At 48.0% G+C, this 24,520-nt stretch carries 25 protein-coding genes; 23 read left to right on the forward strand and 2 right to left on the reverse strand.

Features of this window, described 5'->3' with window-relative positions:
• The first annotated feature begins 160 nt into the window (after positions 1-160).
• The 15 genes from M3661_RS27170 (at position 161) to M3661_RS27240 (ending at position 15,138) form a co-directional block, all read left to right on the forward strand.
• Entirely contained in the window at positions 161-1,378 is a 1,218-nt protein-coding gene (locus M3661_RS27170; protein ID WP_251490038.1) for an ATP phosphoribosyltransferase regulatory subunit, read from the forward strand.
• Between the two features lie 20 nt (positions 1,379-1,398).
• On the forward strand, positions 1,399-2,052 hold the full coding sequence (hisG, locus tag M3661_RS27175; RefSeq protein WP_251490040.1) for an ATP phosphoribosyltransferase: 654 nt from the start codon (positions 1,399-1,401) through the stop codon (positions 2,050-2,052).
• Positions 2,053-2,124: 72 nt separating this feature from the next.
• Positions 2,125-3,453, forward strand: a complete 1,329-nt coding sequence (gene hisD, locus M3661_RS27180; RefSeq protein WP_251490042.1) for a histidinol dehydrogenase — start codon at positions 2,125-2,127, stop codon at positions 3,451-3,453.
• A 443-nt stretch (positions 3,454-3,896) separates the two neighbouring features.
• Entirely contained in the window at positions 3,897-4,505 is a 609-nt protein-coding gene (hisB, locus tag M3661_RS27185; RefSeq protein WP_251490044.1) for an imidazoleglycerol-phosphate dehydratase HisB, read from the forward strand.
• Between the two features lie 3 nt (positions 4,506-4,508).
• Positions 4,509-5,153, forward strand: a complete 645-nt coding sequence (gene hisH / locus M3661_RS27190) for an imidazole glycerol phosphate synthase subunit HisH (protein WP_251490046.1) — start codon at positions 4,509-4,511, stop codon at positions 5,151-5,153.
• Between the two features lie 33 nt (positions 5,154-5,186).
• The gene (hisA, locus tag M3661_RS27195) at positions 5,187-5,930 is read left to right on the forward strand and encodes a 1-(5-phosphoribosyl)-5-[(5-phosphoribosylamino)methylideneamino]imidazole-4-carboxamide isomerase (protein WP_251490049.1); all 744 of its coding nucleotides are present in this window, start codon (positions 5,187-5,189) and stop codon (positions 5,928-5,930) included.
• A gap of 24 nt (positions 5,931-5,954) precedes the next feature.
• Positions 5,955-6,713, forward strand: coding sequence for an imidazole glycerol phosphate synthase subunit HisF (gene hisF, locus M3661_RS27200; RefSeq protein ID WP_072730305.1), 759 nt, complete (start codon positions 5,955-5,957; stop codon positions 6,711-6,713).
• Positions 6,710-7,417 (forward strand): bifunctional phosphoribosyl-AMP cyclohydrolase/phosphoribosyl-ATP diphosphatase HisIE, encoded by a 708-nt coding sequence (gene hisIE, locus M3661_RS27205; RefSeq protein WP_251490051.1) that lies wholly within the window; start codon positions 6,710-6,712, stop codon positions 7,415-7,417. Before hisF ends, hisIE begins: the two co-directional genes overlap by 4 nt.
• Positions 7,418-7,831: 414 nt before the next feature.
• Positions 7,832-9,643 (forward strand): tetratricopeptide repeat protein, encoded by a 1,812-nt coding sequence (locus tag M3661_RS27210; RefSeq protein ID WP_065292228.1) that lies wholly within the window; start codon positions 7,832-7,834, stop codon positions 9,641-9,643.
• 39 nt (positions 9,644-9,682) lie between these two features.
• Positions 9,683-10,648: a thioredoxin-disulfide reductase gene (gene trxB, locus M3661_RS27215; protein WP_065292229.1), complete on the forward strand. Its 966-nt coding sequence runs from the start codon at positions 9,683-9,685 to the stop codon at positions 10,646-10,648.
• Between the two features lie 288 nt (positions 10,649-10,936).
• The gene (locus tag M3661_RS27220; protein WP_021252842.1) at positions 10,937-11,887 is read left to right on the forward strand and encodes an ROK family glucokinase; all 951 of its coding nucleotides are present in this window, start codon (positions 10,937-10,939) and stop codon (positions 11,885-11,887) included.
• 30 nt (positions 11,888-11,917) lie between these two features.
• Positions 11,918-12,814 carry an RNase adapter RapZ gene (gene rapZ, locus M3661_RS27225; protein WP_021252841.1) on the forward strand — a complete coding sequence of 299 codons (897 nt, stop codon included), beginning with the start codon at positions 11,918-11,920 and terminating at the stop codon, positions 12,812-12,814.
• Between the two features lie 12 nt (positions 12,815-12,826).
• Positions 12,827-13,813: a gluconeogenesis factor YvcK family protein gene (locus tag M3661_RS27230; protein WP_021252840.1), complete on the forward strand. Its 987-nt coding sequence runs from the start codon at positions 12,827-12,829 to the stop codon at positions 13,811-13,813.
• 6 nt (positions 13,814-13,819) lie between these two features.
• On the forward strand, positions 13,820-14,752 hold the full coding sequence (gene whiA, locus M3661_RS27235) for a DNA-binding protein WhiA (protein ID WP_021252839.1): 933 nt from the start codon (positions 13,820-13,822) through the stop codon (positions 14,750-14,752).
• Positions 14,753-14,871: 119 nt separating this feature from the next.
• Positions 14,872-15,138 carry an HPr family phosphocarrier protein gene (locus M3661_RS27240; RefSeq protein WP_005545782.1) on the forward strand — a complete coding sequence of 89 codons (267 nt, stop codon included), beginning with the start codon at positions 14,872-14,874 and terminating at the stop codon, positions 15,136-15,138.
• A 207-nt stretch (positions 15,139-15,345) separates the two neighbouring features.
• Here the strand turns inward: M3661_RS27240 and M3661_RS27245 are convergent, their stop codons facing one another.
• Positions 15,346-15,840, reverse strand: a complete 495-nt coding sequence (locus tag M3661_RS27245; RefSeq protein WP_251490053.1) for a hypothetical protein — start codon at positions 15,838-15,840, stop codon at positions 15,346-15,348.
• A 285-nt stretch (positions 15,841-16,125) separates the two neighbouring features.
• Between M3661_RS27245 and M3661_RS27250 the strand changes: the two genes are divergently transcribed.
• From M3661_RS27250 to M3661_RS27275, 6 genes are all read left to right on the forward strand, one after another.
• Complete coding sequence (locus M3661_RS27250) at positions 16,126-16,893, forward strand: SIMPL domain-containing protein (RefSeq protein WP_065292232.1); 768 nt, start codon at positions 16,126-16,128, stop codon at positions 16,891-16,893.
• A 454-nt stretch (positions 16,894-17,347) separates the two neighbouring features.
• Positions 17,348-17,488: a hypothetical protein gene (locus M3661_RS27255; protein WP_175400538.1), complete on the forward strand. Its 141-nt coding sequence runs from the start codon at positions 17,348-17,350 to the stop codon at positions 17,486-17,488.
• 7 nt (positions 17,489-17,495) lie between these two features.
• Positions 17,496-18,467, forward strand: a complete 972-nt coding sequence (locus tag M3661_RS27260) for an ABC transporter ATP-binding protein (RefSeq protein WP_028533457.1) — start codon at positions 17,496-17,498, stop codon at positions 18,465-18,467.
• The gene (locus M3661_RS27265) at positions 18,464-19,315 is read left to right on the forward strand and encodes an ABC transporter permease (RefSeq protein WP_021252835.1); all 852 of its coding nucleotides are present in this window, start codon (positions 18,464-18,466) and stop codon (positions 19,313-19,315) included. Before M3661_RS27260 ends, M3661_RS27265 begins: the two co-directional genes overlap by 4 nt.
• Positions 19,312-20,130, forward strand: a complete 819-nt coding sequence (locus tag M3661_RS27270; protein WP_065292234.1) for an ABC transporter permease — start codon at positions 19,312-19,314, stop codon at positions 20,128-20,130. The genes M3661_RS27265 and M3661_RS27270 overlap by 4 nt, the downstream gene beginning before the upstream one ends.
• A 94-nt stretch (positions 20,131-20,224) precedes the next feature.
• Positions 20,225-21,271 (forward strand): ABC transporter substrate-binding protein, encoded by a 1,047-nt coding sequence (locus M3661_RS27275; RefSeq protein ID WP_044354024.1) that lies wholly within the window; start codon positions 20,225-20,227, stop codon positions 21,269-21,271.
• A 74-nt stretch (positions 21,272-21,345) separates the two neighbouring features.
• Here the strand turns inward: M3661_RS27275 and M3661_RS27280 are convergent, their stop codons facing one another.
• Positions 21,346-22,026, reverse strand: coding sequence for an alpha/beta fold hydrolase (locus tag M3661_RS27280; protein ID WP_065292235.1), 681 nt, complete (start codon positions 22,024-22,026; stop codon positions 21,346-21,348).
• Between the two features lie 457 nt (positions 22,027-22,483).
• Between M3661_RS27280 and M3661_RS27285 the strand changes: the two genes are divergently transcribed.
• Both M3661_RS27285 and M3661_RS27290 read left to right on the forward strand, forming a co-directional pair.
• On the forward strand, positions 22,484-23,440 hold the full coding sequence (locus M3661_RS27285) for an ABC transporter permease (RefSeq protein WP_021252831.1): 957 nt from the start codon (positions 22,484-22,486) through the stop codon (positions 23,438-23,440).
• Positions 23,441-23,458: 18 nt separating this feature from the next.
• Entirely contained in the window at positions 23,459-24,370 is a 912-nt protein-coding gene (locus tag M3661_RS27290) for a carbohydrate ABC transporter permease (protein WP_021258708.1), read from the forward strand.
• Positions 24,371-24,520: the final 150 nt, after the last annotated feature.

A 24,520-nucleotide genomic window follows, 5' to 3' on the forward strand; every position in this document is an offset into this window, starting at 1 on the left:
GGATTGTAAGGGAGGCAAGAGATGAAGGGAATTGCGTTGAAAATGGATTGACGATGAGAATATTACGTGATAATATTACCAGTAAAATTTCTTTGGTTTGCTAATAAGGTAACATGTTAACATATTAACTCATTAAAGCATCTAATTCCGAGGTGACGCAATGACAAAGCCGAGAATGTTCGAGAAGCCTTCGGGTGTTCGTGATTATTTGCCAGAAGCTGTGCGCCGGTTGCGTGCAGTAGAAAGGAAAGCACTATGCACAATGGATAGCTGGGGCTATGCGCAAATTATTACACCGACAATGGAATATTACGAGACGGTAGGTACGGCGAGCTCTACCTCTGATCACAAGCTATTCAAGTTGTTGAATCAACGCGGCACAACAATGGTGCTTCGTTCTGACATGACTGCACCAATAGCGCGAGTTGTGGCATCCTTGCTCGGCAAGGAACCGTACCCTATTCGATTGTCTTACCATGCGAATGTGTTCCGCTCAATGGAGGAGGAGGCGGGACGTGAAGCTGAATTCTACCAGACAGGGGCAGAGATGATTGGGGATGGGTCTCCTGATGCTGATGCTGAGGTAATAGCGCTGTCGATTGCTTGCTTAGAAGCAACGGGGATTGAACGGTTTAAGGTCGCACTGGGACATCATGGCTTTTTGAAAGGGCTGCTCGAATATGCACTCCCTCAGCAGGACGAGGTACAGACACAATTGAAGCTGCGCCTAGTGCAACGGGATGTAGTTGGTTATCGAGAGCTCATTCATAACTTGCCTATAGATCAAGAGCATCGAGGCTGCCTGGAGCAAGTGCTGCACTTGCGGGGAGTCCGAGATGTACTGAAGTCAGCTCGCGGTATAGCTGATGTGCCAGCGATGATGGAATCCATCCATCATTTAGAGAAAGTGTGGGATGTGCTGGAAGCCTACGGGGTGGAAGACCATATAGTATTGGATTTAACGATGCTAGGTGACTTTTCCTACTATACAGGTACGATATTCGAAGGTTATGCGGCGGATACTGGATTCCCTGTCTTAAACGGAGGACGATATGATAATTTGCTGCAGCAGTTCGGTCGCTCGGCGCCCGCAACTGGCTTCGCCCTTCAGACGACTCGTATTGTGGATGTTCTGTCTACCAGTGGTGATGCAACAGATGAAGATATAGCAACACTCACCATTCAATATGATGAATTTCACCGTCAGGAGGCATTCCGGGAAGCGGCACGTCTGCGGAAGGAAGGCAAGAAAGTGGTAACGCAATATATCGATTCTGAAGGTGAGAAACGATTGGATGGAAGTGTTGAGCCGGTGGTGCAGCCCGATGCATGTGGTAATCGAGGAAGCAAGGTGCTTGCCTTCACGAATCGCGCTTGACGACGAAGGAGGAACGACTTATGGAAGATTGGCTTAAGGTTGCAATGCCTAAGGGCCGCATTTACAAGCAGGCATCTGCCTTGTTCCGTCAAGCTGGACTCTATGTTCCAGAGGATGAGGATGAGTCGCGCAAGTTGATTATAGATGTGCCGGAAGCGAGCATGCAGTTCATTATGGCGAAGCCTGTTGATGTCCCGACTTATGTGGAGTATGGAGCGGCTGATATCGGCATCGTCGGCAAAGATGTATTAATGGAGGAAAACAAGGACGTATACGAGCTGCTGGATCTAGGGATTGCACGCTGCCGGATGTCGGTCATCGGATTGCCATCATGGAAGCCGGTCAGCCACTTGCGGGTCGCAACGAAGTATCCGAATGTAGCCTCTCAATATTTTCGTGAGCAAGGTCAGCAAGTAGAGGTGATTAAGCTCAATGGTTCCATCGAGCTGGCTCCCTTGATTGGTCTGGCTGATCGAATTGTGGATATGGTGGAGACAGGCAAGACACTGAAAGAGAACGGCTTGGTAGAGCTAGAGGAGATGTTCGGCATTACAAGCCGACTGATAGCCAATCAGGTAAGTTATCGCATGAAGAGCGAGGCCATTCAGAGCTTGTGTGAACGGCTTCAACGGATTGTGCCCCAGACATTGGAGAAGTCAGCGGCCATTCGTTAGGATGTTCTTAGTCATCAGTATGGATGAGCAACGAAGTCTATTGCAGCAGAGGATTAGGAGGGAGAGAGTGAGATGCGGATCATACAAGCAGCGGATTGGAGCCTGGATCGGAAAATTGATTTCGGCACCCCCGAGCAATTGAGCAGCGTAAAGCGGATTGTGAGCGATGTGCGGCATGAGGGAGATGCAGGACTAATCAAATATACTAGGGAGTTCGATAAGACCGTCCTTACCCAAGAACAGCTTCGTGTAGAAGAGTCGGATATTGCATTGGCTTACGAGCAGGTTGATCAAGCGTTCTTAGTGGCCATTCGTCAAGCTGCAAGCAACATCAGACGGTTCCATGAGCGACAAAAGCGGACATCATGGATGGAGTTCGAACCAGATGGGACTCTGCTTGGACAGATTGTGCGTCCACTGAAGCGCGTAGGTGTATATGTGCCAGGCGGCAAAGCTGCATACCCGTCATCTGTTCTCATGAACGTGATCCCTGCTCAAGTAGCAGGTGTACCGGAGATCGTAATGGTCACTCCTCCAGCTACTGGTGGGACAGAAGGGATCAATCCATACATACTCGTAGCGGCTGCCGAAGCGGGTATAAAGGAAATGTATCGGGTTGGCGGTGCACAGGCGATTGCTGCATTAGCTTATGGGACGGATACAATTGCCCCAGTAGATAAAATATGCGGCCCGGGGAACATCTTCGTAGCATTAGCGAAACGCGAAGTGTATGGGGTCGTTGATATCGATAGTATGGCAGGGCCCTCAGAGATTGTCGTGTTAGCGGATAAGCAGGCTAATCCTGTATTTGTGGCAGCTGATTTATTGTCCCAGGCTGAACATGACGAGATGGCATCGGCTGTCCTGGTGACAGACTCCATGGATCTGGCTCAAGCTGTGTCAATCGAGGTTGAACGTCAATTGAAGGAACTGCCTCGCCGTCACATTGCCTCTGCTTCTATAGAACAATACGGGGCAATTATCGTGGTTGAGGATCTGCGCGAGGGCGTCAAAGTCGTGAATCGATTGGCTCCTGAACATTTGGAAATTATGACAGAAGAGCCGATGGAGTGGCTCGGGCTCATAGAGAATGCTGGGGCAATCTTCCTTGGTGCTTACAGCTCTGAGCCGGTTGGAGATTACTTCGCGGGACCGAACCATATTATTCCGACGAATGGAACCGCGCGCTTCTCTTCCCCCGTCGATGTAGATATGTTTATGAAGAAGTCGAGCTTAATTCGTTACAGCAAGGAAGCATTGCTGACGAATGGGGCGGCCATTATCGAACTGGCTCGCCATGAAGGGCTAGAGGGGCATGCCAGGGCAATTGAGGTTCGTCTGAGAGAGCAGGCGAACGTGGAGTTTGAAGCTACGCATAGCGTCATAGAACAGTTGCGATAGGAGTAAGAGTAGGATTAAGAGAAACAGCTAGCAACAGAAATCGCAGGAATTACAGCAGTACTATATCAATAACGATAGTAAGGATAGTGGCAACAAAAGGAGATAGTAGAGAGCAGCGATAGTAGAAATAGTGGAAACGGCTGATTTAGCAGACATACCTGATTTAGCAGACATACCTGATTTAGCAGATATAGTAGGAATAATAAATTATAGAAATATTAGAAATCATAGAGACCATGGAGATAGAGTGGAGAAAATAGAAACCTGAAGGAGCGGCATGGAAAGTAAAGAGAGACAGTGAAAGACGGGGAACAGTGGAGAAGGAACCGTGAGAAGCTAGGTGCAGTCAACGAGCTGCGAAGCTTATATTGGAATAGCGGATTCTTAGATCATAGAAAGTAAGAATAAAAACTGCAATCTTCAACAGAAGGGCGGAACTTTTAATGGTACAGGAAGCGATTAGCCGTATACGTCAAGCGGATATTGCCCGCAAGACGAATGAGACGAATATTCAGTTGACATTCTCGATTGATGGGACGGGAAAAAGTGAGTTGGATACTGGCGTTCCGTTCCTTACGCATATGCTGGATTTATTTACGAAGCACGGTCACTTTGATCTGAAGGTCGATGCTACCGGTGATATCGACATCGATGATCACCATACAGTTGAGGATATCGGCATTTGTCTTGGGCTTGCATTAAGAGAGGCTTTGGGCGACAAGTCGGGGATCAAGAGGTATGCGTCTGTGTTTGTTCCGATGGATGAAGCATTGGCTCAAGTGGTTATCGATGTAAGCAACCGACCTCATTTCGAATACAGAGCTTCCTATCCATCCGCCCAAGTGGGCACGTTCACCACGGAACTTGTGCATGAGTTTCTGTGGAAATTAGCGCTGGAGGCGAGAATTACACTTCATGTCATCGTTCATTACGGTCAGAATACGCACCATATGATTGAAGCGGTATTCAAGGCGTTAGGGCGGGCGCTTGATGAAGCGACATCGGTTGATCCGCGGGTACAAGGTGTTCCTTCTACGAAGGGAGTGCTGTAGCTCATGATCGCCGTGGTCGATTATGGGATGGGGAACCTTCACAGTGTTAGCAAGGCAGTGGAGCGATTAGGATATGAGGTCGTCCTGACCAGTTCCCGTGAGGAATTGCTGACTGCTGACGGCATCATTCTTCCAGGGGTTGGGGCATACGGAGATGCCATGCAGGCGCTTCGGGGAAGCGGGCTCATTCCCACTCTGCAGGAGGTAGTTGAAGGAGGCAAGCCAATGCTCGGCATCTGCCTAGGCATGCAGCTGTTGTTCGAGGGAAGCGATGAACATGGCTACCATGAGGGATTAGGCATGCTGCCAGGGCGTGCGGTGCGTTTCGAGGGAGGATCTTATAAGGTGCCGCATATGGGCTGGAATGAGCTGATGTGGAAGCAAGCAGCACATCCATTGGCGGGAGAGGCTGAGAATGGTTATGTGTATTTCGTACATTCCTACCGAGTAGTTGCGAAAGAGCAATCAGATGTACTTGCGACGTGCAGCTATGGAGGCGTTGAAGTCGCGGCAATAGTAGGGCGCGGCTCTGTATATGGAATGCAGTTTCATCCGGAGAAGAGCGGAGCATTGGGACTGCGCCTGTTAGGGAGATTTTTGGCGCTGACTGGCTCGGGCAGGCAATCCATACAACTGGCCAGATCATAGACAGGAGAATGATGGGAGAGGAAGGCGAGGCAGATGGCAGCGTTCACGATATATCCAGCAATCGATATTCGCGGGGGAAAGTGTGTCCGGCTTGTACAAGGGGATTATGGGCAAGAGACGGTCTACGATGAGCGCCCTGTAGAAGTAGCGCAGCGTTGGGAAGCGAATGGCGCTTCTTGGATTCATCTGGTGGACTTGGATGGAGCGAAGGAAGGGCGCCCGATCAATGCGGAGCTCATTGGTGAAATTGCACGGTCTGTAGCGGTTCCGGTACAGGTTGGCGGCGGCCTGCGCACGCTTGAGGACATTGAGCAGCTGCTGGAAGCGGGTGTGGCGCGTGTCATATTGGGCACAGCGGCAATAGAGGATCGTGGCTTCGTTGAAACCGTACTTGGCAAGTATGGCGACCGCATTGCGATTGGCATCGACGCCCGCAATGGATTTGTTGCCACACGTGGTTGGCTGGAGACCTCGGAAGTGAAGGCGGGCGTGCTTGCGGCTGAGCTTGCTGCGGCAGGGGCGAAGACGTTCATCTTCACGGATATCTCTCGAGACGGCATGATGAAGGGGCCGAATATCGAGGCAATTGTACAACTGGCGAAGGTCTCGGGGCAGACCGTAATTGCTTCTGGGGGCGTCAGCAGTATGGATGATATTCATGCTCTATCCAAGTATGCGGTTGATGGTGTAGGTGGAGCAATTATTGGCAAGGCACTCTATACAGGCAGCATTGATTTGGCAGATGCAGTACGGCTGGAGGCAGCCGTACGAAGATAGCCATACGGAACGGGGGCGATTGCGGTGTTGGCGAAGCGTGTAATTCCTTGTCTAGATGTGAAGGATGGCCGTGTTGTAAAAGGCGTCAATTTTGTTCAGCTTCGTGACGCTGGAGATCCGGTGGAACTTGCTGCGTTGTATGATCAGGAGGGCGCAGATGAACTGGTGTTCCTTGACATCTCCGCGTCTATCGAGGGTAGGGCAACGATGGTGGAGGTAGTACGGCAGACCGCAGGAGAAATCTCGATTCCTTTTACAGTGGGCGGCGGGATCTCTTCTGTCGATGATATGATGCGCATGCTGCGTGCAGGTGCGGACAAGATCGGCATAAATACAGCGGCTGTGAAGCAGCCAAGTCTCATAACGGATGGTGCGCGGCGATTCGGGTCGCAATGCATCGTAGTAGCCATCGACGCCAAGTACAATGAGACCTGGGGAGAATGGGAAGTGTATATTCACGGTGGGCGTACACCTACTGGATTGCGTGCAGTGGCTTGGGCACAAGAGGTGGAGCGGCTTGGGGCAGGGGAATTGCTGCTGACAAGCATGGATGCGGACGGAACAAAGGATGGCTTCGATAATAAGCTGACACGTGCAGTATCCGATGCTGTCGGCATCCCCGTTATTGCTTCAGGCGGTGCAGGGCGAGCAGGTGACTTTGTGGAGGCATTTACGGAAGGACATGCCGATGCTGCGCTTGCAGCGTCAATATTCCACTATAAAGAAGTATCGATTGCAGAAGTGAAGGAGGCGCTTCACGCAGAGGGGGTACGTGTACGATGACGCAACAAGCAATAGCAGATGGAGAACGCTTGGCTGCATCCATCCGTTGGAATGAATACGGCCTCGTGCCGACTGTTGTGCAGGATTCCATCACGAAGGAAGTCCTGATGGTGGCGTATATGAATCAGGAATCCTTGCTCTTGTCGTGCGAGACAGGAGAGACAGTATTCTGGAGCAGGTCTCGTCAAGAACTGTGGCACAAGGGCGCAACGTCAGGCAATACGCAGCGAATCGTATCCATAGCCGTGGATTGTGATCAGGACACACTGCTCGTGCAGGTCAGTCCAAGCGGACCGGCTTGCCATACCGGAAGCCGTACTTGCTTCGAAAGTGGCCATATGGGATATGTGAGGGAAGAAGAGAGTCATGCGCCAGTTGTAAATTCGGTGCTGGCAGAGCTGGAGAACCTTATAGCACAGCGGCAGATTGAGCGTCCTGAGGGATCATATACAACCTACTTGTTCGAGAAGGGTCTCGATAAGATATTGAAGAAGATAGGCGAGGAGTCTACCGAGGTTGTGATCGCAGCGAAGAGTGACAACAAGGAGGAACTAGTTGGGGAGATTGGAGATCTGCTGTTCCATATGCTTGTTCTGCTACGCGAACGCAACATTGCGCTGGGAGACGTGTTATCCGTACTGGAGGCGCGCCACCGTGGGTCTAGACGGGATACGTATAATCAGAATGGGAAAGTAAAGTCGTGAATACAAGCTGCATAGGATGGCGGGCGATGTCATGTGTTCCTTATGAGAGGTGCGCAATGAAATTGCCCGCCTATTGTTCGTTGTTTGCGTGGTTGTGAACTTGAATATAAACATATCTAAATAGGGGTCAACAGATTGCCTGTGATCAAGATTTGAGTTATAATAAGATAAGAATTATTATTATATAAAAATAATACATCGAAGTTGATAATGTATTACCGATGTGCTTCTTCTGAATCTCCGGCCCTTGCGGTTATGGGAAATATAGAGGCTTGTGCCTGAATCTACAGAGAAACGCGAGGTTTGAATCTGTCCCTTGGAAAGACTTCGCGAAAGGGATGCAGGAATTGAGCGTCAATATGATATACTGTTGGGTATGTGTACAGTATATGAGTGTCAGGAGGGGCCTTGGCGATGGCAGAACAGAACAAGGTAGTTATGTTCCCGATGGATGCTGCTTCGTTCTCTGAACGTGCAGTACAATCGTTGGAACGACTGCACTACGACAAGGCGTTGACATATTTTCGCAAGGCGGTGGAGTGCGAACCGGACAACCCTATCCTGCAGTGCAATCTAGCAGGAACGCTTGCAGAAGCGGGGCGGTTCGAAGAGTCTAACGATACATTGCACCACATCTTACATGAACTCGATCCGAATATGAATGAATGCTACTATTATATGGCGAATAACTTTGCTTATATGGAGCAGTTCGAGGAGTCGGAGGCGATGCTTGAGACGTATTTATCCCGTGATCTCACAGGAATGTATACGGAAGAAGCGGAGGAAATGCTCGAAATGATTCGTTTCGAGGGGAAGCAGTCTTCTTCATCACAGCATCGCGGTGAGCAGAATGTGGGAGCTCAATCGTCGGCTGCGAAGCTGCCGTCAGCGCTGAGCGACGAAGAGATGGGAATCTCTGAGCAGGCAGAGGATGAGCATGCAGAAGCACGCATGCTGCTCGAAGCAGGCCGGTTCGTAGAGGCAGAGAAATTGTTGAAGCGGGTTGTGGATTCGGATCCAGATTATTTGGCCGCATGGAACAACCTGGCGTTAGCTTATTATTATATGGGGCAGTTCGATGAAGCGCGGGAGGCACTTGATGCCGTGCTTGAGAGAGATCAAGGGAACTTGCATGCATTGTGCAACTTGGCGATATTCGAGCGCCATGCCGGCAATGAAGCTGTCGTCCAGCAGCTTATTGCGATGATTGGCAAGATTCAGCCCTTCTATCGGGAGCATCTGTTCAAGATTGCGACTACGATGGGTATGTTGGATGAGCATGAGCTTGCTTATCAGCATTTGCGCCGCTTAGTAACAGGCCATATGCTGCGGGAAGCGAGTATTTACCATTATGCGGCTGTAGCGGCTTGCCGCTTGGGTCGATATGAGGAATCATCTCGCTGGTGGGCAGTATGCCGCAGACTGGATCCCAATTCCGGCATTGCAACGTACTATATGGAACGATTGCAGCAGCGTGGTGAGGGAGATATCGATCCTATGCCAACCTATCATTATCGTCTACCTTATGAGGAGGCTAGCCGTAGGGCTGCTTCGAAGGCTGCTTCAACTGATGGCAGTCGTTCGAGTCGTTCAGGGGACGGCAAGGATTGGGAGCAGCAGCTCAAGAAAGATCCGCTTGTACGAGCTTCATTGTTCTGGGCACTGCGATTCGGTGAGCCGGATGTAAAGCTTCAGGCACTCCAAGCGATGAGCTTACTCGGTGACGATGAGGCAAATGATGCGCTTCGCTCTATGCTGCTGGATCCAGATCAGGATGCATATATGAAGCAGGTTGCCGTATATGTGCTACGTATGCACGGGGTAGAAGATCCAATTGAGGTAGAATGGAAGGGCGAGTACATTCAAGTTCACCGTAATCATATTGCAAATCGTCTGCCGGTCTGGGAGTCGCAATGGCAGCAGGTACTGGATATATTGCGTGATTCTATGAAAGAGCGATACGATCTGTTTCAGATGCATGATGCAGAGACGCTTTGGATTGAATTTATTACGCACTTATATCCCGACGAGGTGCCACGAATTGGCAAGGCGGGAAGCTGGGCTGCAGCGATCGAATTCATTATCGCGAAGATGATACGCCGTGAGATGTCCTATCAGCTTGCAGCAGAGCAATATGGTGTTTCGGCAACTACCGTTGCCAAGCATGTGAAACGAATGGAAGACACTTGTCAGGTAGAAGCTAAAATCAAGCAATCCTTTACATGAAGATAAAATAAATACTTGATTATAAGGGAGGCCAACCCCATGGAGAACAAAGTATATAAATCAGTTGTTATCGGCACAGGACCTGCTGGTTATACAGCAGCGATTTACTTGGCTCGCGCCAGCTTGAACCCGCTTGTGATCGAGGGACCTCAACCAGGTGGACAGTTGACGACGACTACAGAAGTTGAGAACTTCCCTGGGTTCCCAGAAGGCATCCAAGGTCCTGAATTGATGGACAATATGCGTAAGCAAGCTGAGCGCTTCGGCACGGAGTTCAAGACAGGCTGGGTAAACAGTGTTGATGTATCTAGCCGTCCATTTAAGCTTCAAGTTGAAGGTGTAGGCGAGATTGTCACAGAAACGTTGATTGTAGCAACAGGCGCTTCTGCGAAGTATATGGATATTCCAGGTGAGCAAGAGAACTTGGGTAAAGGGGTCAGCGCTTGCGCGACATGCGACGGATTCTTCTTCCGTGGGAAGAAAATCATCGTTGTTGGCGGTGGCGACTCTGCGATGGAGGAAGCTAACTTCCTGACTCGCTTCGCATCCGAGTTGACACTTGTTCATCGTCGTGATGAGCTTCGCGCATCGAAGATTATGCAGGATCGCGCGAAAAATAATGAGAAGATCAAATGGGGCTTGAATCGTACTCCAATTGAGGTCGTATCTACAGGCATGGGTGTTACAGGTCTCAAAGTGAAAAACAATGAGACAGGCGAAGAAGAAATTCTTGAAACAGACGGCTTGTTCGTTGCTATCGGCCACAAGCCAAACACAGATTTCTTGAAAGGCCACATTGAACTGGACGATCATGGCTATGTAATTGTGAAGCCAGGTTCTACGGAAACGAGTGTACCAGGCGTATTTGCTGCAGGTGACGTGCATGATACGAAGTATCGCCAGGCGATTACAGCAGCAGGTTCTGGCTGCCAAGCAGCTTTGGACTGCGAGAAGTTCTTGGAAGGACATATTACGCAGGACTGGAGCCAGTCTTTGAATCAATAAGGTACAAAAGTACTCACTATTCGAAAGTTGGGAGCCAGTAGGCTCCCTCTTTGTTTTCGTATGATTAGTGCAGGAGGTCGAACGGGAAAAGTGGGGACAGGAAGCGTGTCGAACGGACTGGAATGTATGGCCGAAAATTAGGCCGCAGGATGGGTTTGTACGCGCTTCTGGCGCGGCTTAACAACGCTTGGCTAGGGGCTCCGTTCTCTTGACCTGACTAGTGGGTTCGCGTATAGTGGGTACTGAAAGTACCATAATTCGATTACGTATATAAAAGGTGGATGACGCATGTCTGAGCAGATCTACGTGGGTGTCGATTTGGGCGGTACGGCCATTAAAGTTGGAATCTGTGATGCGGAAGGCAAGCTTCTGCATACATTTGAGGGGCCAACTGAAGTAGCTAAGGGTCCGGATACTGTCATGGATAATATCGAAAAATATGTTCGTCTCATTGTGGAACAATCTCCTTACGATTGGAGCCAAGTGGCTGGCGTCGGCGCAGGAGTCGCAGGATTTACGAATGTAAAGGAAGGCGTTATCATCTTGGCGCCCAACGTAGGATTCAAGGATGTGCCGATCCGTTCCATATTAGAAGAACGTCTAGGCAAGCCTGTTAAGATTGACAATGATGCAAATGTTGCCGCACTTGGCGAGGTGTGGAGCGGCGCAGGCAAGGGCATTGACCATTGTGTTTGCTACACGCTCGGAACGGGTGTCGGCGGAGGCATTATTATTAACGGTAGAATTGTACAAGGATTCTCAGGTCTAGCAGGAGAGCTTGGCCATATGGCGGTTATCCCTGATCTGGAAGCGATCCAATGTGGATGCGGCAAGATGGGATGTTTGGAGACAGTATCTTCGGCTACAGGTATTATTCGGATGGCGAATGATGCAGTTGAACGCGGAGATCGCACTTCCTTATCCTTGGTAGAGAGCATTACAGCAAAGGATGTATTCGATGCGGCGAAGGCGGGAGATGAGGTCGCAGTGCGCATCGTATCCCGCGCAGCTTATTACTTAGGCAAGGCGATGGCTGCTGTAGCAGTGACGCTGAATCCAGAGCGGTTCATTATTGGCGGAGGCGTATCGAAGGCAGGCGAGTTCCTGTTCGAGCAAATTCGTGAAACATTCATGAAGTTAACACCTGACCCGGTTACGCGCGGCGTATCCATCGTTCCAGCAGAGCTAGGCAATGATGCGGGTATGATTGGTGCGGCAGGCTTGTTCTTGCGTTCGTAGCCGAATCTTGTAAGAAGGAGAGGACGAACGATGATGGAATCGACAGAGATGACAGCTCTTGCGAAGCTGGTTATCATTACGGGGATGTCTGGTGCAGGGAAGACAATAGCTGTACAGAGCTTGGAGGATCTCGGTTTTTTCTGCGTGGACAATTTGCCGCCAGTACTTATACCGAAGTTTGCTGAACTCATCGAGCAGTCCAAGGGTAAGATTGGCAAGGTAGCGCTTGTCATTGACTTGCGCGGCAGAGAATTTTTCACGGCCTTATCAGAATCCATTAATTATATTCGGGATCACTTTACCATTAATTGTGAAATATTGTTCTTGGATGCAACGGATGCTGTTCTCGTGCAGCGTTATAAAGAGAGCCGTCGTCGTCATCCTCTCAATCCAGGCGGCATGCCGCTTGAAGGAATTAAGCAGGAACGCACACTGCTGGAAGATTTGAAGGGTTGGGCGACACAGGTTATTGATACGAGCAATTTGAAGCCTGTACAATTGAAGGAACGAATTGCGGCACGATTCACGCACGCGGATCAGAATATGATGTCGGTGAATGTGACTTCGTTCGGTTTCAAATATGGGGTGCCGATTGATGCGGATCTCATTTTTGACGTACGTTTTTTGCCGAATCCGCATTATGTGGAGCAATTGCGCCCGAGAACTGGACAGGATATTGAAGTTTATGATTATGTCATGAAATGGCCAGAAACACAGGCGTTCCTTGCTAAGCTGCTTGATTTGCTGAATTTCCTTATGCCGCAGTATCGCAAGGAAGGGAAAGGTCAGGTTATCATCGGCATCGGATGCACAGGCGGCAAGCACCGATCAGTGGCCATTGCAGAATATTTAGGTCGTACAATCGGAGCGAGTGATACGGAGGTTGTCCGTGTCAGTCACCGTGATGCTGAGAGAGATCGGCATTAGTGGAGGGTCGTTATGGCATGTGAAAAAGAAGAGCGCGTAAACCCACGTATCGTAGTTATGGGCGGCGGCACAGGGCTGTCGGTCATGCTTCGAGGGTTGAAGGAGAAGCCGCTCGATATTACCGCAATCGTTACTGTGGCGGATGATGGAGGCAGCTCTGGTATATTGCGCAGCGAGCTGCAGATGCCCCCGCCAGGAGATATACGCAATGTATTGACAGCGTTGGCTGATGTGGAGCCATCGCTGTCGGAAATGTTGAAGTATCGCTTCAAGAGTGGATCTGGACTTGCAGGACATAGTCTGGGCAATTTGCTATTGGCGGCGATGACGGATATTACCGGCGATTTCGTTGCAGGCATTCGGGAGCTGAGCCGCGTACTTGCGGTTCGGGGCCGGGTACTGCCTGCAGCCAATCAAGCAGTTGTCCTGAAGGCCGAGATGGAAGACGGGTCTATTGTGTCTGGCGAATCATCAATCCCGCAAGCCGGCCAGCGCATTAAGCGTGTGTTCTTAGAACCGGAACAGGTGGAGGCGTTGCCTGAGGCAGTTGAGGCGCTCCGTCAGGCGGATGCCATCCTGATTGGACCAGGAAGCCTGTATACGAGCATTATTCCTACCTTGCTCGTACCGAAGCTGGCACAGGCAGTATTGGAATCAAATGCGGTAAAGATTTTTGTATGTAATGTGATGACTCAGCCGGGAGAAACGGATAACTATTCCGTGAGTGATCATTTGGAAGCTGTTCAGCTTCATGTCGGCACTCAATTGTTTGATTATGTTATCGTGAACAATGGGGAGATTCCGCCACAAGTTCAGGATAAATATGCCGAACAGGGGGCGAAGGCTGTCCATTTGGATATGGAAGAAGTGACGAAGCGTGGATATCAGGTAATCGCGGATTCCTTAGTGCTGTTCCGCACCTATCTGCGTCATGACGCGGATAAGCTTAGTCATCATATTTATCAGCTTGTGGAAAATTGGATGTTACGAAAGAGGTGAGCCGCTATGTCTTTTGCAGCACAGACAAAAAAAGAATTAACCATGATCGAATCCGAGTCGTGCTGTGAGAAGGCGGAACTGTCTGCGCTAATGCGCATGAACGGTTCTGTGCAGCTCTCGTCCAACCGCAAGGTAATATTGGACATTTCTACAGAGAATGCAGCGATCGCACGCCGCATTTATACGCTTGTTAAAACGTATTTTCAAGTGCATACGGAGCTGCTTGTACGCAAGAAGATGCGCTTGAAGAAAAATAATGTGTACATTGTACGTATTCCGACGCGTGTGCAGGAGATTTTGCGTGACCTGCACATTGTATCGGAAGGGTTCTTGTTCACGGACGGCATTGACACGCAGATTGTTGAAAATAACTGCTGCAAACGCGCATATTTGCGAGGAGCATTCATGGCAGGAGGATCGGTGAATAATCCAGAGGGATCTTCCTATCACTTGGAGATATCCTCGATGTACGAGGAACATTGCCGCGCATTAGTTGATCTGGCGAATGAGTTCCAGTTGAATGCACGATTCATTGAGCGCAAGAAGGGCTTCGTCCTGTACATCAAAGAGGGCGAGAAAATCATTGAGTTCCTCAATATCATCGGTGCTCACCAGGCGCTGTTCAAGTTCGAGGATGTCCGTATTATGCGGGATATGCGCAACTCCGTGAACCGAATCGTCAATTGTGAAACGGCTAACTTGAATAAGACGATTGGTGCGGCTGTGCGCCAAATCGAAAATATCCGTTATCTGGATAGGCATCTTGGATTAGATAAGCTCCCAGATAAGCTGAGAGAAGTTGCCGAGGTCAGATTGGCACACCCGGATATTAATCTGAAGGAAGTGGGAGAGCTTCTGGGCGGTAAGGTTAGTAAATCCGGTGTCAATCATCGACTGCGCAAGATAGACGAGCTGGCTGAGCGAATGCGCAACGGATAGCGAGATAAACTTTATTCCTCGCTTAAAATCGTTTATAATGCTAATATGTGATGAAATAGAGCAAATTAGCGTAAATTTGTGTAATGTAAACTACATGGAATATAGGGGGTATGATTCGCATGGCTCAACAACCAATTGTCGTACGTTTGAAGACTGGACTGCACGCAAGACCTGCGGCCTTGTTCGTTCAAGAAGCGAATAAATATTCTTCGGATATCTTCGTTGAAAAAGAAGATAAGAAAGTCAATGCTAAGAGCATCATGGGTATTATGAGTCTCGCAATCAGCACCGGCACGTCAATTACCATTACTGCGGATGGCGCGGACGCCGATCAGGCTGTAAGCGCTTTAGTCGGGCTTGTGAGCAAGGAAGAATTGGACAGCTAATCTGTAGCTGACATCGTGTTCAATCATAGTGGAAGCAGCGAGCTGCTACTGTGATCAAGAGAAGAGCCATAATGGCTCTTTTTTTATTATGGTAAGCTTGTTGAATGGTGCATCAGATGAACGGTATGAAATGTGATACAGCCTGATCTCCTTCAAGAGATCAGGCTGTGTTTGTGTGCCGCTGTTACGATTAATTGTTGAACGCACCTATTCTCTATAGACGTCAACAGATCCTTTTACATTCCCATTAATGCGCAGACGATATGTATTGCCTGGCTTGAGCTTATAGAAGTATACAGGAGCATTTTGATAACCTACACTAAGTTCGCGTGATTCTTCGATCAAATAACCTGCCCAAGGGTAGTACATCTCTAATTCGACCTTGAATTTTTCATTGCTACCGGTATTTTTCTCAGAGCTGACGTTCAACTGGAGGGTAGTGCGGAGAGTATCGATAGGAACTACGATGTCTTTCTTAATTTGTTGTTGGGTTGTCGTGGAGAAATCAGCTGACCATTCGTATACAGCGATATATGCCTTAGCAATGTCTTGTTTTTGGTATACCTTCGAATACCCCGATTCCGGTCCGTACTTCTGTTCGATCATCAATTCATCAGCAGATTTGGCTGATAATGATGCAGGAGCAAGCATGCTCAATGCAAGAGCAACAAGTAAAGCGAATTTTCCTTTGTTACGAATCACATGTATTCCTCCTCAGACGTCTTTTAATGGAAATTACAGCTCTACCATATCATGGTTTTTCACCGATCGACAGGTCGAAATAAGCATAAAATGACAAAAATTGTATAAAACTGTAGATTAATGATTATAAAAATGAATCTGCAGCGTTACATTTGTACCGACTCAATAACTGCAGAAAATCATCTAAAGTTATGGCCGGACTTGCAACAATATTTACCTTGTTAACGTTTAGAAGACAAGAAGCAAGTCAATTTTACATTCTATAACGTGATGGAGGAATGGATTATGACGCAATTGACAGGAAGAATGACATGGCGCCGAATGACGATGGCGGTTATGCTTACAGGAGCGCTGCTTGTGGGGGCAGGAGTTGCAGCACCAGTGCCTGTGCATGCAGCTGCGGCAGAATTCAGTGTGAAGGATACAGTGAACGTGTCGGGCATGGGGGAATTGGAAGTAACGCCTGATGTGGCTTATGCGGAACTTGCAATAGATACACGTGGGAAAACAGCGGCTGAAGCACAAAAGCAAAATGCAGTGTTATTCGAAAAAGTGAAACAGGTGCTTACTTCGAAATATGGTGTTCAGGAAAAGGATCTGAAGACGGTCAATTTCTCGGTTAATCCTGAATATAAATACGTGGAAAATAAAGAGCCTCAAATCATAGGCTATCAAGCTCAGCATGCTGTGCGTGTGACGTATCGCGATTTGAATCGACTAGGGAGCTTAGTAGATGCAGCTACTGATGCAGGTGTGAACCGAGTAGTCCGTATTCAATTCGATACGGAGAAGCGCGCTGACTATGAGGCACAGGTGCTGGAGAAGGCAGTGCAGCATGCAGCGAAGAAGGCATCCACACTCGCGAAAGCAGCAGGCCGTGAAGCAGGTGCAGCACTTACGATTACAGAGTCTGGGGCGGATTGGTCCCCGATACGCGTGATGTACGACGCAGCAAGCCCGTCGGATATGAAAAAGGATGTTGCTTCAACTTCTTTGCAGGGCGGCCTTATTAAGTTGAATGCACAGGTGCAAATTCAATATCAATTGAAATAAAGCACGCAGCAACAACTGAAATGAAGCGTGCAGTAACAGCGTCGGCATGGATGAAAGCCTTCTGTTAAATCAATGAAATATTCCCAATTAGGCGGGTAGGAGTACATCAGAAATGGCGCTGTATCAAGGGGCACTCGTGTCAGAAATGACATAGTGCCTTTTTGTATGGAAGCCATCTTGGATTAGGGGTTGTATTTTAGGGAACAAAGCCCTAGAATGTAACAGGGGAAATGAATATTATCGTATTCTCCGATAGTTCGAATGTAAATAAGTGCCTCATGGCCTGATCGCTATTGGAAATAGGTCGAACCGTTGAAGAGAAATGTATGTTTTTGTCGAAATTACGTTAAAATAAGTTGTATCGTCAGACAAAACGATGTATATTGGATATGCAAAAACGCCAACGTGAACGGGACGTAGAAGCCATACCAATGGATATGGCTTTTTTTGCTTAATGAATAAGAACGTATCCTATACACTGCGCGCATTCTTGTTCATCCCATTTGGGGTGGTGCTGCAGAGCGTGTTAGCTTGCCATTGCGATGGCATGCTGCATGCAGGAACAGCTGCTCCAATTGGCAGACTGACGATGTAAGGGGTTGATGCTAATGATTGAACTGGTAAATGTGGAGAAGCATTTTGCCGGGCAACCCGTTGTGCATCCTCTGTCGCTTACGATTGGCGAAGGGGAATTTTTGACGCTGCTCGGTCCGAGTGGTTGTGGGAAGACAACCATTTTACGCATGATTGCTGGCTTTGAACAGCCTTCATCTGGCCATATCCGCCTAGATGGAGAAGATGTTACGAACTTACCTCCGAACAAGCGGAATTTGAATCTTGTATTTCAACATTACGCGTTGTTCCCTCATATGACGGTCGAGCAAAATATTCAATTCGGCCTAAAGATGAAGAAAATTCCGCAAGCTGAACAGCGCAAGCGTATTGATGAAGCCATTCGCTTGACGCAGCTAACAGCACTTGCGAAGCGTTATCCACATCAATTGTCTGGTGGACAGCAGCAGCGTGTTGCGATTGCACGGGCAATTGCTAACAAGCCGAAGGTGCTGCTATTGGACGAGCCGCTTGGTGCACTTGATTTGCAGCTGCGCAAAAATCTGCAGGCTGAACTGAAGCAATTGCAGCGGAGCTTGGGCATTACATTCGTATATGTAACCCATGATCAAGAAGAAGCGATGATGATGTCGGATCGAATCGTGATTATGAATAACGGACGTGTCGAACAGATCGACTCTCCTAAAAATATTTACGAACGCCCGGAGACGTTGTTTGCAGCTACGTTTGTAGGGGAGAACAACGTATTCCATGAAGAGAACCTCTTCACCGTACGTCCAGAGAAAATTCATGTGACAGCGGATGTGGAAGGTGCGCCTCGTACTGGAATTATTCAGGATATCGTTTATTTGGGGAACATCCACAAGCTGATCGTGCACTTGGATAACGACCAAACGAACGTATCGGTTGTGCTTGACTTCAAGGACGAGCGGACGTGGGAGATTGGCCAGCATATTGGAGTAAGCTGGAGTAAGCAAGATGAGGTGATGATCGGCTCATGAAACGCTCATTTGGCATCATTGCGCCGGTCGTATTGTGGCTGACGATATTCCTTGTCGTGCCGATGATCGCGGTCATCGCTGTATCCTTCATGCAGCGAGACGAGCTCGGAAATATCGTCTTTTCGTTTACGCTGAACAATTATGAACGATTTTTCGATCCCTTATACTTGGGTATTTATTGGGATACGCTGTGGCTATCCGTGCTAACAACGGCAATTTGCTTGTTGTTCAGCTATCCGCTTGCGTATTATATCTCGACGACGAGCCCGGCGAAGCAGAAGCTGCTGCTCATTCTCATTACGGTTCCGTTCTGGATTAACTTCCTGATTCGGACATACGCATGGGTACTCTTGCTGCGTACGCAAGGGGTCGTTAATCAGACGCTCCTTGATCTGGGATTGATCGCGGAGCCTCTGCAAATGCTCTATACCAAGGGAGCAGTACTGCTTGGAATGGTCTATACGTTCATTCCGTATATGGTGCTTCCGATTTATGTTTCTTTGGAGCAAATGGACAAGCGATTGCTTGAGGCATCCAGTGATTTGGGTGCTACGAAGTGGAAGTCGTTCTGGCATATTACGCTGCCGCAGACGAAGTCTGGCATGATGACAGGCAGTGTGCTTGTCTTCGTGACAACAGCGGGGATGTTCGTTGTTACAGACATTCTGGGCGGCGCTAAGGCGCAAATGCTCAGCAATATTATACAGAATCAGTTCCTAGGTGCGCGTGACTGGCCATTCGGTTCCGCGCTGTCAGTCGTGTTCGTGATCAGTTCCCTAATTATTATTGGGCTGTTCAACCGAGCACTCCGCTCCAAATATGATGCATCGAAGGAGGCGGGGGCATGAAGGCAGCAACCAAAAAGAAGCAGAGTCCGCTTCTTGCGCTCCATTCGATACTGTTAATTCTATTTATTTATATACCTGTATTTTTGATTATCGCGTACTCGTTCAACAATTCGCGGATTAATTCGAATTGGAGCGGCTTCACGTTCAAATGGTACAGTTCACTATTCGACAACCGGCAAGTAATGGAAGCACTCAGCAACAGCTTGTCAATCGCGTTGATATCTACAGTCATCTCGACTGTGCTTGGCACGATAGCTGCAATTGCACTTCGCCGAATGACTGCCAAGGGCAAGCAAGGCGTAATCGGATTGTTGTACTTGCCGATTATTGTGCCGGATATCATTATGGGCTTGTCCCTACTGGTGCTGTTCAGCCAGTTTAAGATTGATCTGGGCAAAATGACGGTTATTATTGCACATATCACGTTCAGTATTTCATACGTGTACGTAATCGTTGCTTCCAGACTTGCCAACATGGGCAAGCAGCTTGAAGAAGCAGCATCTGACCTTGGTGCTACACCATGGCAGACATTCCGCTATGTTACGCTGCCTTCGATATGGCCAGGCGTGCTTGCCGGAGCGATCATGGCTTTCACACTGTCGATTGATGACTTTATGATCAGCTTCTTTGTTGCCGGACCGAACTCGACAACTTTGCCGATTTACATTTATGGTTTGGTAAAACGGGGGATCTCTCCAGAGATCAACGCCTTGTGTACGCTAATGATTATCTTGAGCGTTGTGCTGATCGTACTGGCGCAATGGTTGTTGAACCGCGGTAACGGAGAGAAGAAAAGCTCTATGTTGCCGTTCTAATTCACTGTTCACCCGATGTGAGCAAGTGAATTTGAATCATAATAATTAATACATTCTAAGGATCTGTTGCAGGATCAGAGAGGGGTAACAAGAATTGAACAAAAAGAAATGGTTCGCGGTCGTATTGGCCGGGATGTTGGCACTAACTGCACTGGCAGGCTGCTCTTCTAAGCCGGAGCAAACATTGAATTTGTACAGCTGGGCAGATAACTTCGATATGGATATGATCAAGAAATTCGAATCGGAGAATAACGTAAAAGTTAACTATGCGATTTTTGCCAACAACGAGGAACTGCTGGCGAAGTTGAAAGCCGGCGGCGCGAATTATGATTTAATTCAACCGTCCGACTATATGGTGGCTAGCATGATTAAGCAAGATTTGCTGGAGCCACTTGATTTAAATCATATTCCGAATTTCCAATACGTCACGGATCGTTTCAAAAACCCTGAATTTGATCCTGGCAACAAGTACTCTATCGTATATACATGGGGTGTTACAGGCATTGCCTACAACACAAAATATGTGAAGCAAGCTCCAACCGATTGGGCGGATTTGTGGAAGGATGAGTACAAGGGTAAAGTACTTCTTCTGGATGACAACCGTGAGATCGTAGGTATGGCGCTGAAGAAGGCAGGCAAATCGAACAGTTCCCAAAATGAAGCGGAAATCAACGCGGCTGTTGATGACCTGCGCAAGCTTGTTCCGAACGTGCTTGCCTTCGATACGGACAACATCAAGCAGAAGATGATTGCGGAAGAAGGCTGGATTGGTACGGTATGGTCTGGCGATGCATCTGTCATTCATGGTGAGAACCCAGATGTTGCATTCATGATTCCGAAGACAGGAAGCACGATCTTCTCGGACAACTATGCGATTCCAAAGGGTACGAAGAATAAGGAATTAGCGGAGAAGTTCATCAACTTCATGCTTGATCCAGAGAACAGTGCGAAGAACTATGAGGCTATCGGTTACAGCAATCCTGTGACGAAGGCGAAAGAGCACCATAGCAAAGAGTATCTGGACAATAAAATGATCAACTTAACTGACGAAGAACTGGAACGTACAGAATGGCTCGGTGATGTTGGTAAAAATCTGCAATTGTATGATCGCTTGTGGACGGAACTGAAGAGCGGAAGATAATCGCATATCATTGATTCAACATAAAAATGCCCTTAATCCACACTTAATGTGGATTAAGGGCATTTTTATGTTGATTATAGATTCAGGAGCAGCTTGGACAATGGTTCGGGTTGAGTCTTCATGAGCCAATGCCCTCCTTGCTCGAGGCTCATATAACGCCAGCCAGCATCCTGGGCGCGCAAGGCCATCGCACGGAAAAAGGCAGCCATCGGCCAACTATCAGGATGATCCAGCGGTTCTATGTAGATGCGAGGAAGGGCAGCGGCACGCTCATTGGTAATAGATAGCTCCTGCATATACGAACGTGTCGGCATTGGCGATTTACGCGGATCTGTTAAGTTAGGTGGTGCAATAAACGCCGGTGTGTCGCCATCTGCAGTACTTGGATAGGGATTATCCAAGTATGGAGCTGAGAGAGTCGCAACAGACTCTCCATGCCGGGGAAGCATGGCATCAACATAAACCAGCTGCTTGATTCGATCAGGCACAATTTCAGCTACACCGGTGATTACCATTCCGGAGAAGCTGTGTCCAACAAGAATAACATCCTCGAGCTGTTCATAAGTGAAGACCCCTACAATATCCTGAATGAATGTATGGAGATCAATGTCTGGATGAGCTAGATGTGTTCGCTCTCCAAGTCCAGTGAGGGAGGGAGTGTACACATCATGACCAGCTTGTCGAAGCAGGGATGCGACTTCCCTCCATACAAATCCGCCATCCCATGCTCCGTGGACAAGAAGATAAGTAGACAATTGAATCATTCCCCTTTCTTATACATGTGTCCATGTATGTAAGTTTATAAATTCATTAGTTCTATGATCATAGAACTATCATACATCCTGATGTAGAATTCAGCAATAGATGGAAGGGTTGGAAGCGGAACATTAAGCGTTGTATTCAGCCTTGTTCGATATGTTTTTCCTGACAATGTGTAATATATGGTGTGTGATCGGTAACATCAAAATGTACCAATTTCGCCTGCAACTGAGGTAGTACCGACGCAGGGTGCGTGATCAAAAAACGCGCAGTGGCGCGGTTGTAAAGGATATGTTAACGACAATGCGGAATCGACATATTTACGATATTGGTAAAGGATGCCTAAAATGTTCTCATGAAAGCGTTAGCATGGCTTCATGCACAGTTCATCGTTTCATCAATGAAAGTGACTGTGCCAACCATGCCATCATTTGAAGGGAGGGAGTGGACACGATGCAAGGAAATGGACAGAGTGCCCTTTCAATGAACGTGGTTCCAAATAAGAAGAAACCGACGTGGAAGAAGATGCTTCAGAATTGGGAGTTGTATTTATTTATTGCTCCTGCATTTTTGTACTTCCTCATTTTCCATTACGGCCCGATGTACGGGATTCAAATTGCATTCAAAAACTTCATCCCAGCGAAAGGGATTATGGGGAGCCCATGGGTCGGATTCGACCACTTCGAGCGCTTCTTCAACTCGTACTACTTCTGGGATCTGCTGTGGAATACGCTGAGCATCAGCTTGTATGAGCTGGCGATAGGCTTCCCGCTGCCAATTATATTGGCGCTTGCCTTTAATGAAGTTAAGGATGGGATATTCAAGCGAACGGTACAGACGATAACCTATGCACCGCACTTCATTTCCGTTGTCGTCATGGCAGGTATCATTATTACGTTCCTGTCTCCTTCAACTGGTATCATCATTCATATCATTAAGTTCTTCGGATTTGAACCGGCCTCTTTCCTTACGGATCCGGCATGGTTTAAGACAATGTATGTCTTGTCTGGTGTGTGGCAGGGTACAGGCTGGGGGACAATCATTTATTTGGCAGCCTTGTCCGGTGTCGATCCACAGCTGCACGAAGCAGCCGTCGTGGACGGTGCGAACCGGTTCCAGCGTATCTGGCATATTAACATTCCGGCAATTATTCCAACGATTACAATCTTGCTCATTTTGAACATGGGCAGCATTCTTGGTGTCGGATTTGAGAAAATATTGCTCTTGCAAAACCCACTTAACATGGAATCTTCTGATGTCATATCGACATTCGTATATCGTTCAGGTCTAGTAGATGCGCAGTACAGCTTCTCCACGGCAATAGGTTTATTTAACTCGATCGTTAATGCTATTTTGCTCATCGTTGTTAACCAAATCGCGCGACGCACGAGCGAAACAAGCTTGTGGTAGGAAGGAGGGGAATGGAACATGGCTGCTACTGTGAAAGAAACGAGAGCGGACAAGATTTTTATCGTATGTAACTATATTTATTTAACGATAGCTTTGATTCTTGTATTGTATCCGGTGTTGTATATTCTAAGCGCGTCTATCAGTGATCCGAAGATGGTAGCCTCCGGTGAAATGTGGCTGTTCCCAAAAGGAATCACATTTGACGGATACGCACGCGTGTTCGAGAACTCAAAGATATGGAGTGGTTATGGGAACACCATTTTATATACCGTTGTAGGTACTTGCGTTAACCTAGCCGTAACTTTACCGGCAGCATACGCATTGAGTCGATCGGATTTCATTGGACGCAATTTCTTTATGGGGATGTTTCTGTTTACAATGTTCTTCGGTGGCGGATTAGTTCCGGGATATCTGTTGATTAAAGAATTGGGGCTAATCAACAGTATGTGGGCGTTAATTTTGCCGGGTGCAGCATCAGTCTGGAACATCATCGTGGCACGGACATTCTTCCAATCCACGATACCTAGAGAACTTCAGGAAGCAGCAAGCATTGACGGCTGTACCAACATGCGGTTATTCCTGCAGATTATTTTGCCGTTGTCAGCTCCGATCATAGCCGTTATGGCATTATTCTATGGGGTTGGACATTGGAACAGCTACTTTGGCGCTCTCATTTATTTGAATGAAGAGTCGAAATATCCACTGCAAATGATCCTGCGTCAAATTCTTGTTCTGCAGGAAATGTCGGCAGAAACGACTGGTGCTGCGGTAAGTAGTTCGGTTGCCGCTGCGCTAAACAACAAGGCAGAAATCGCATCGCTCGTCAAATATTCGGTCATTATTGTTTCGACGTTACCGGTTATCGTGGTATACCCATTCTTGCAGCGGTACTTCGTGCAAGGGGTTATGATTGGATCGGTCAAAGGATAGCTTGAACAGACTGTTGCAAATTTTAGAATGCGCTTGTGAATGTATCCAGAGTAGAATTCATCAGTAACGAATCTCTCTATTTCGTCTAGTGAGCATGAAAGATATGTACGTTGTCATTGTCGAATCTATGAACGGTAATAAACGAAGGCT

The sequence above is a fragment of the Paenibacillus sp. MER 180 genome (assembly GCF_023713665.1).
GTDB lineage: Bacteria > Bacillota > Bacilli > Paenibacillales > Paenibacillaceae > Paenibacillus_B > Paenibacillus_B suaedae.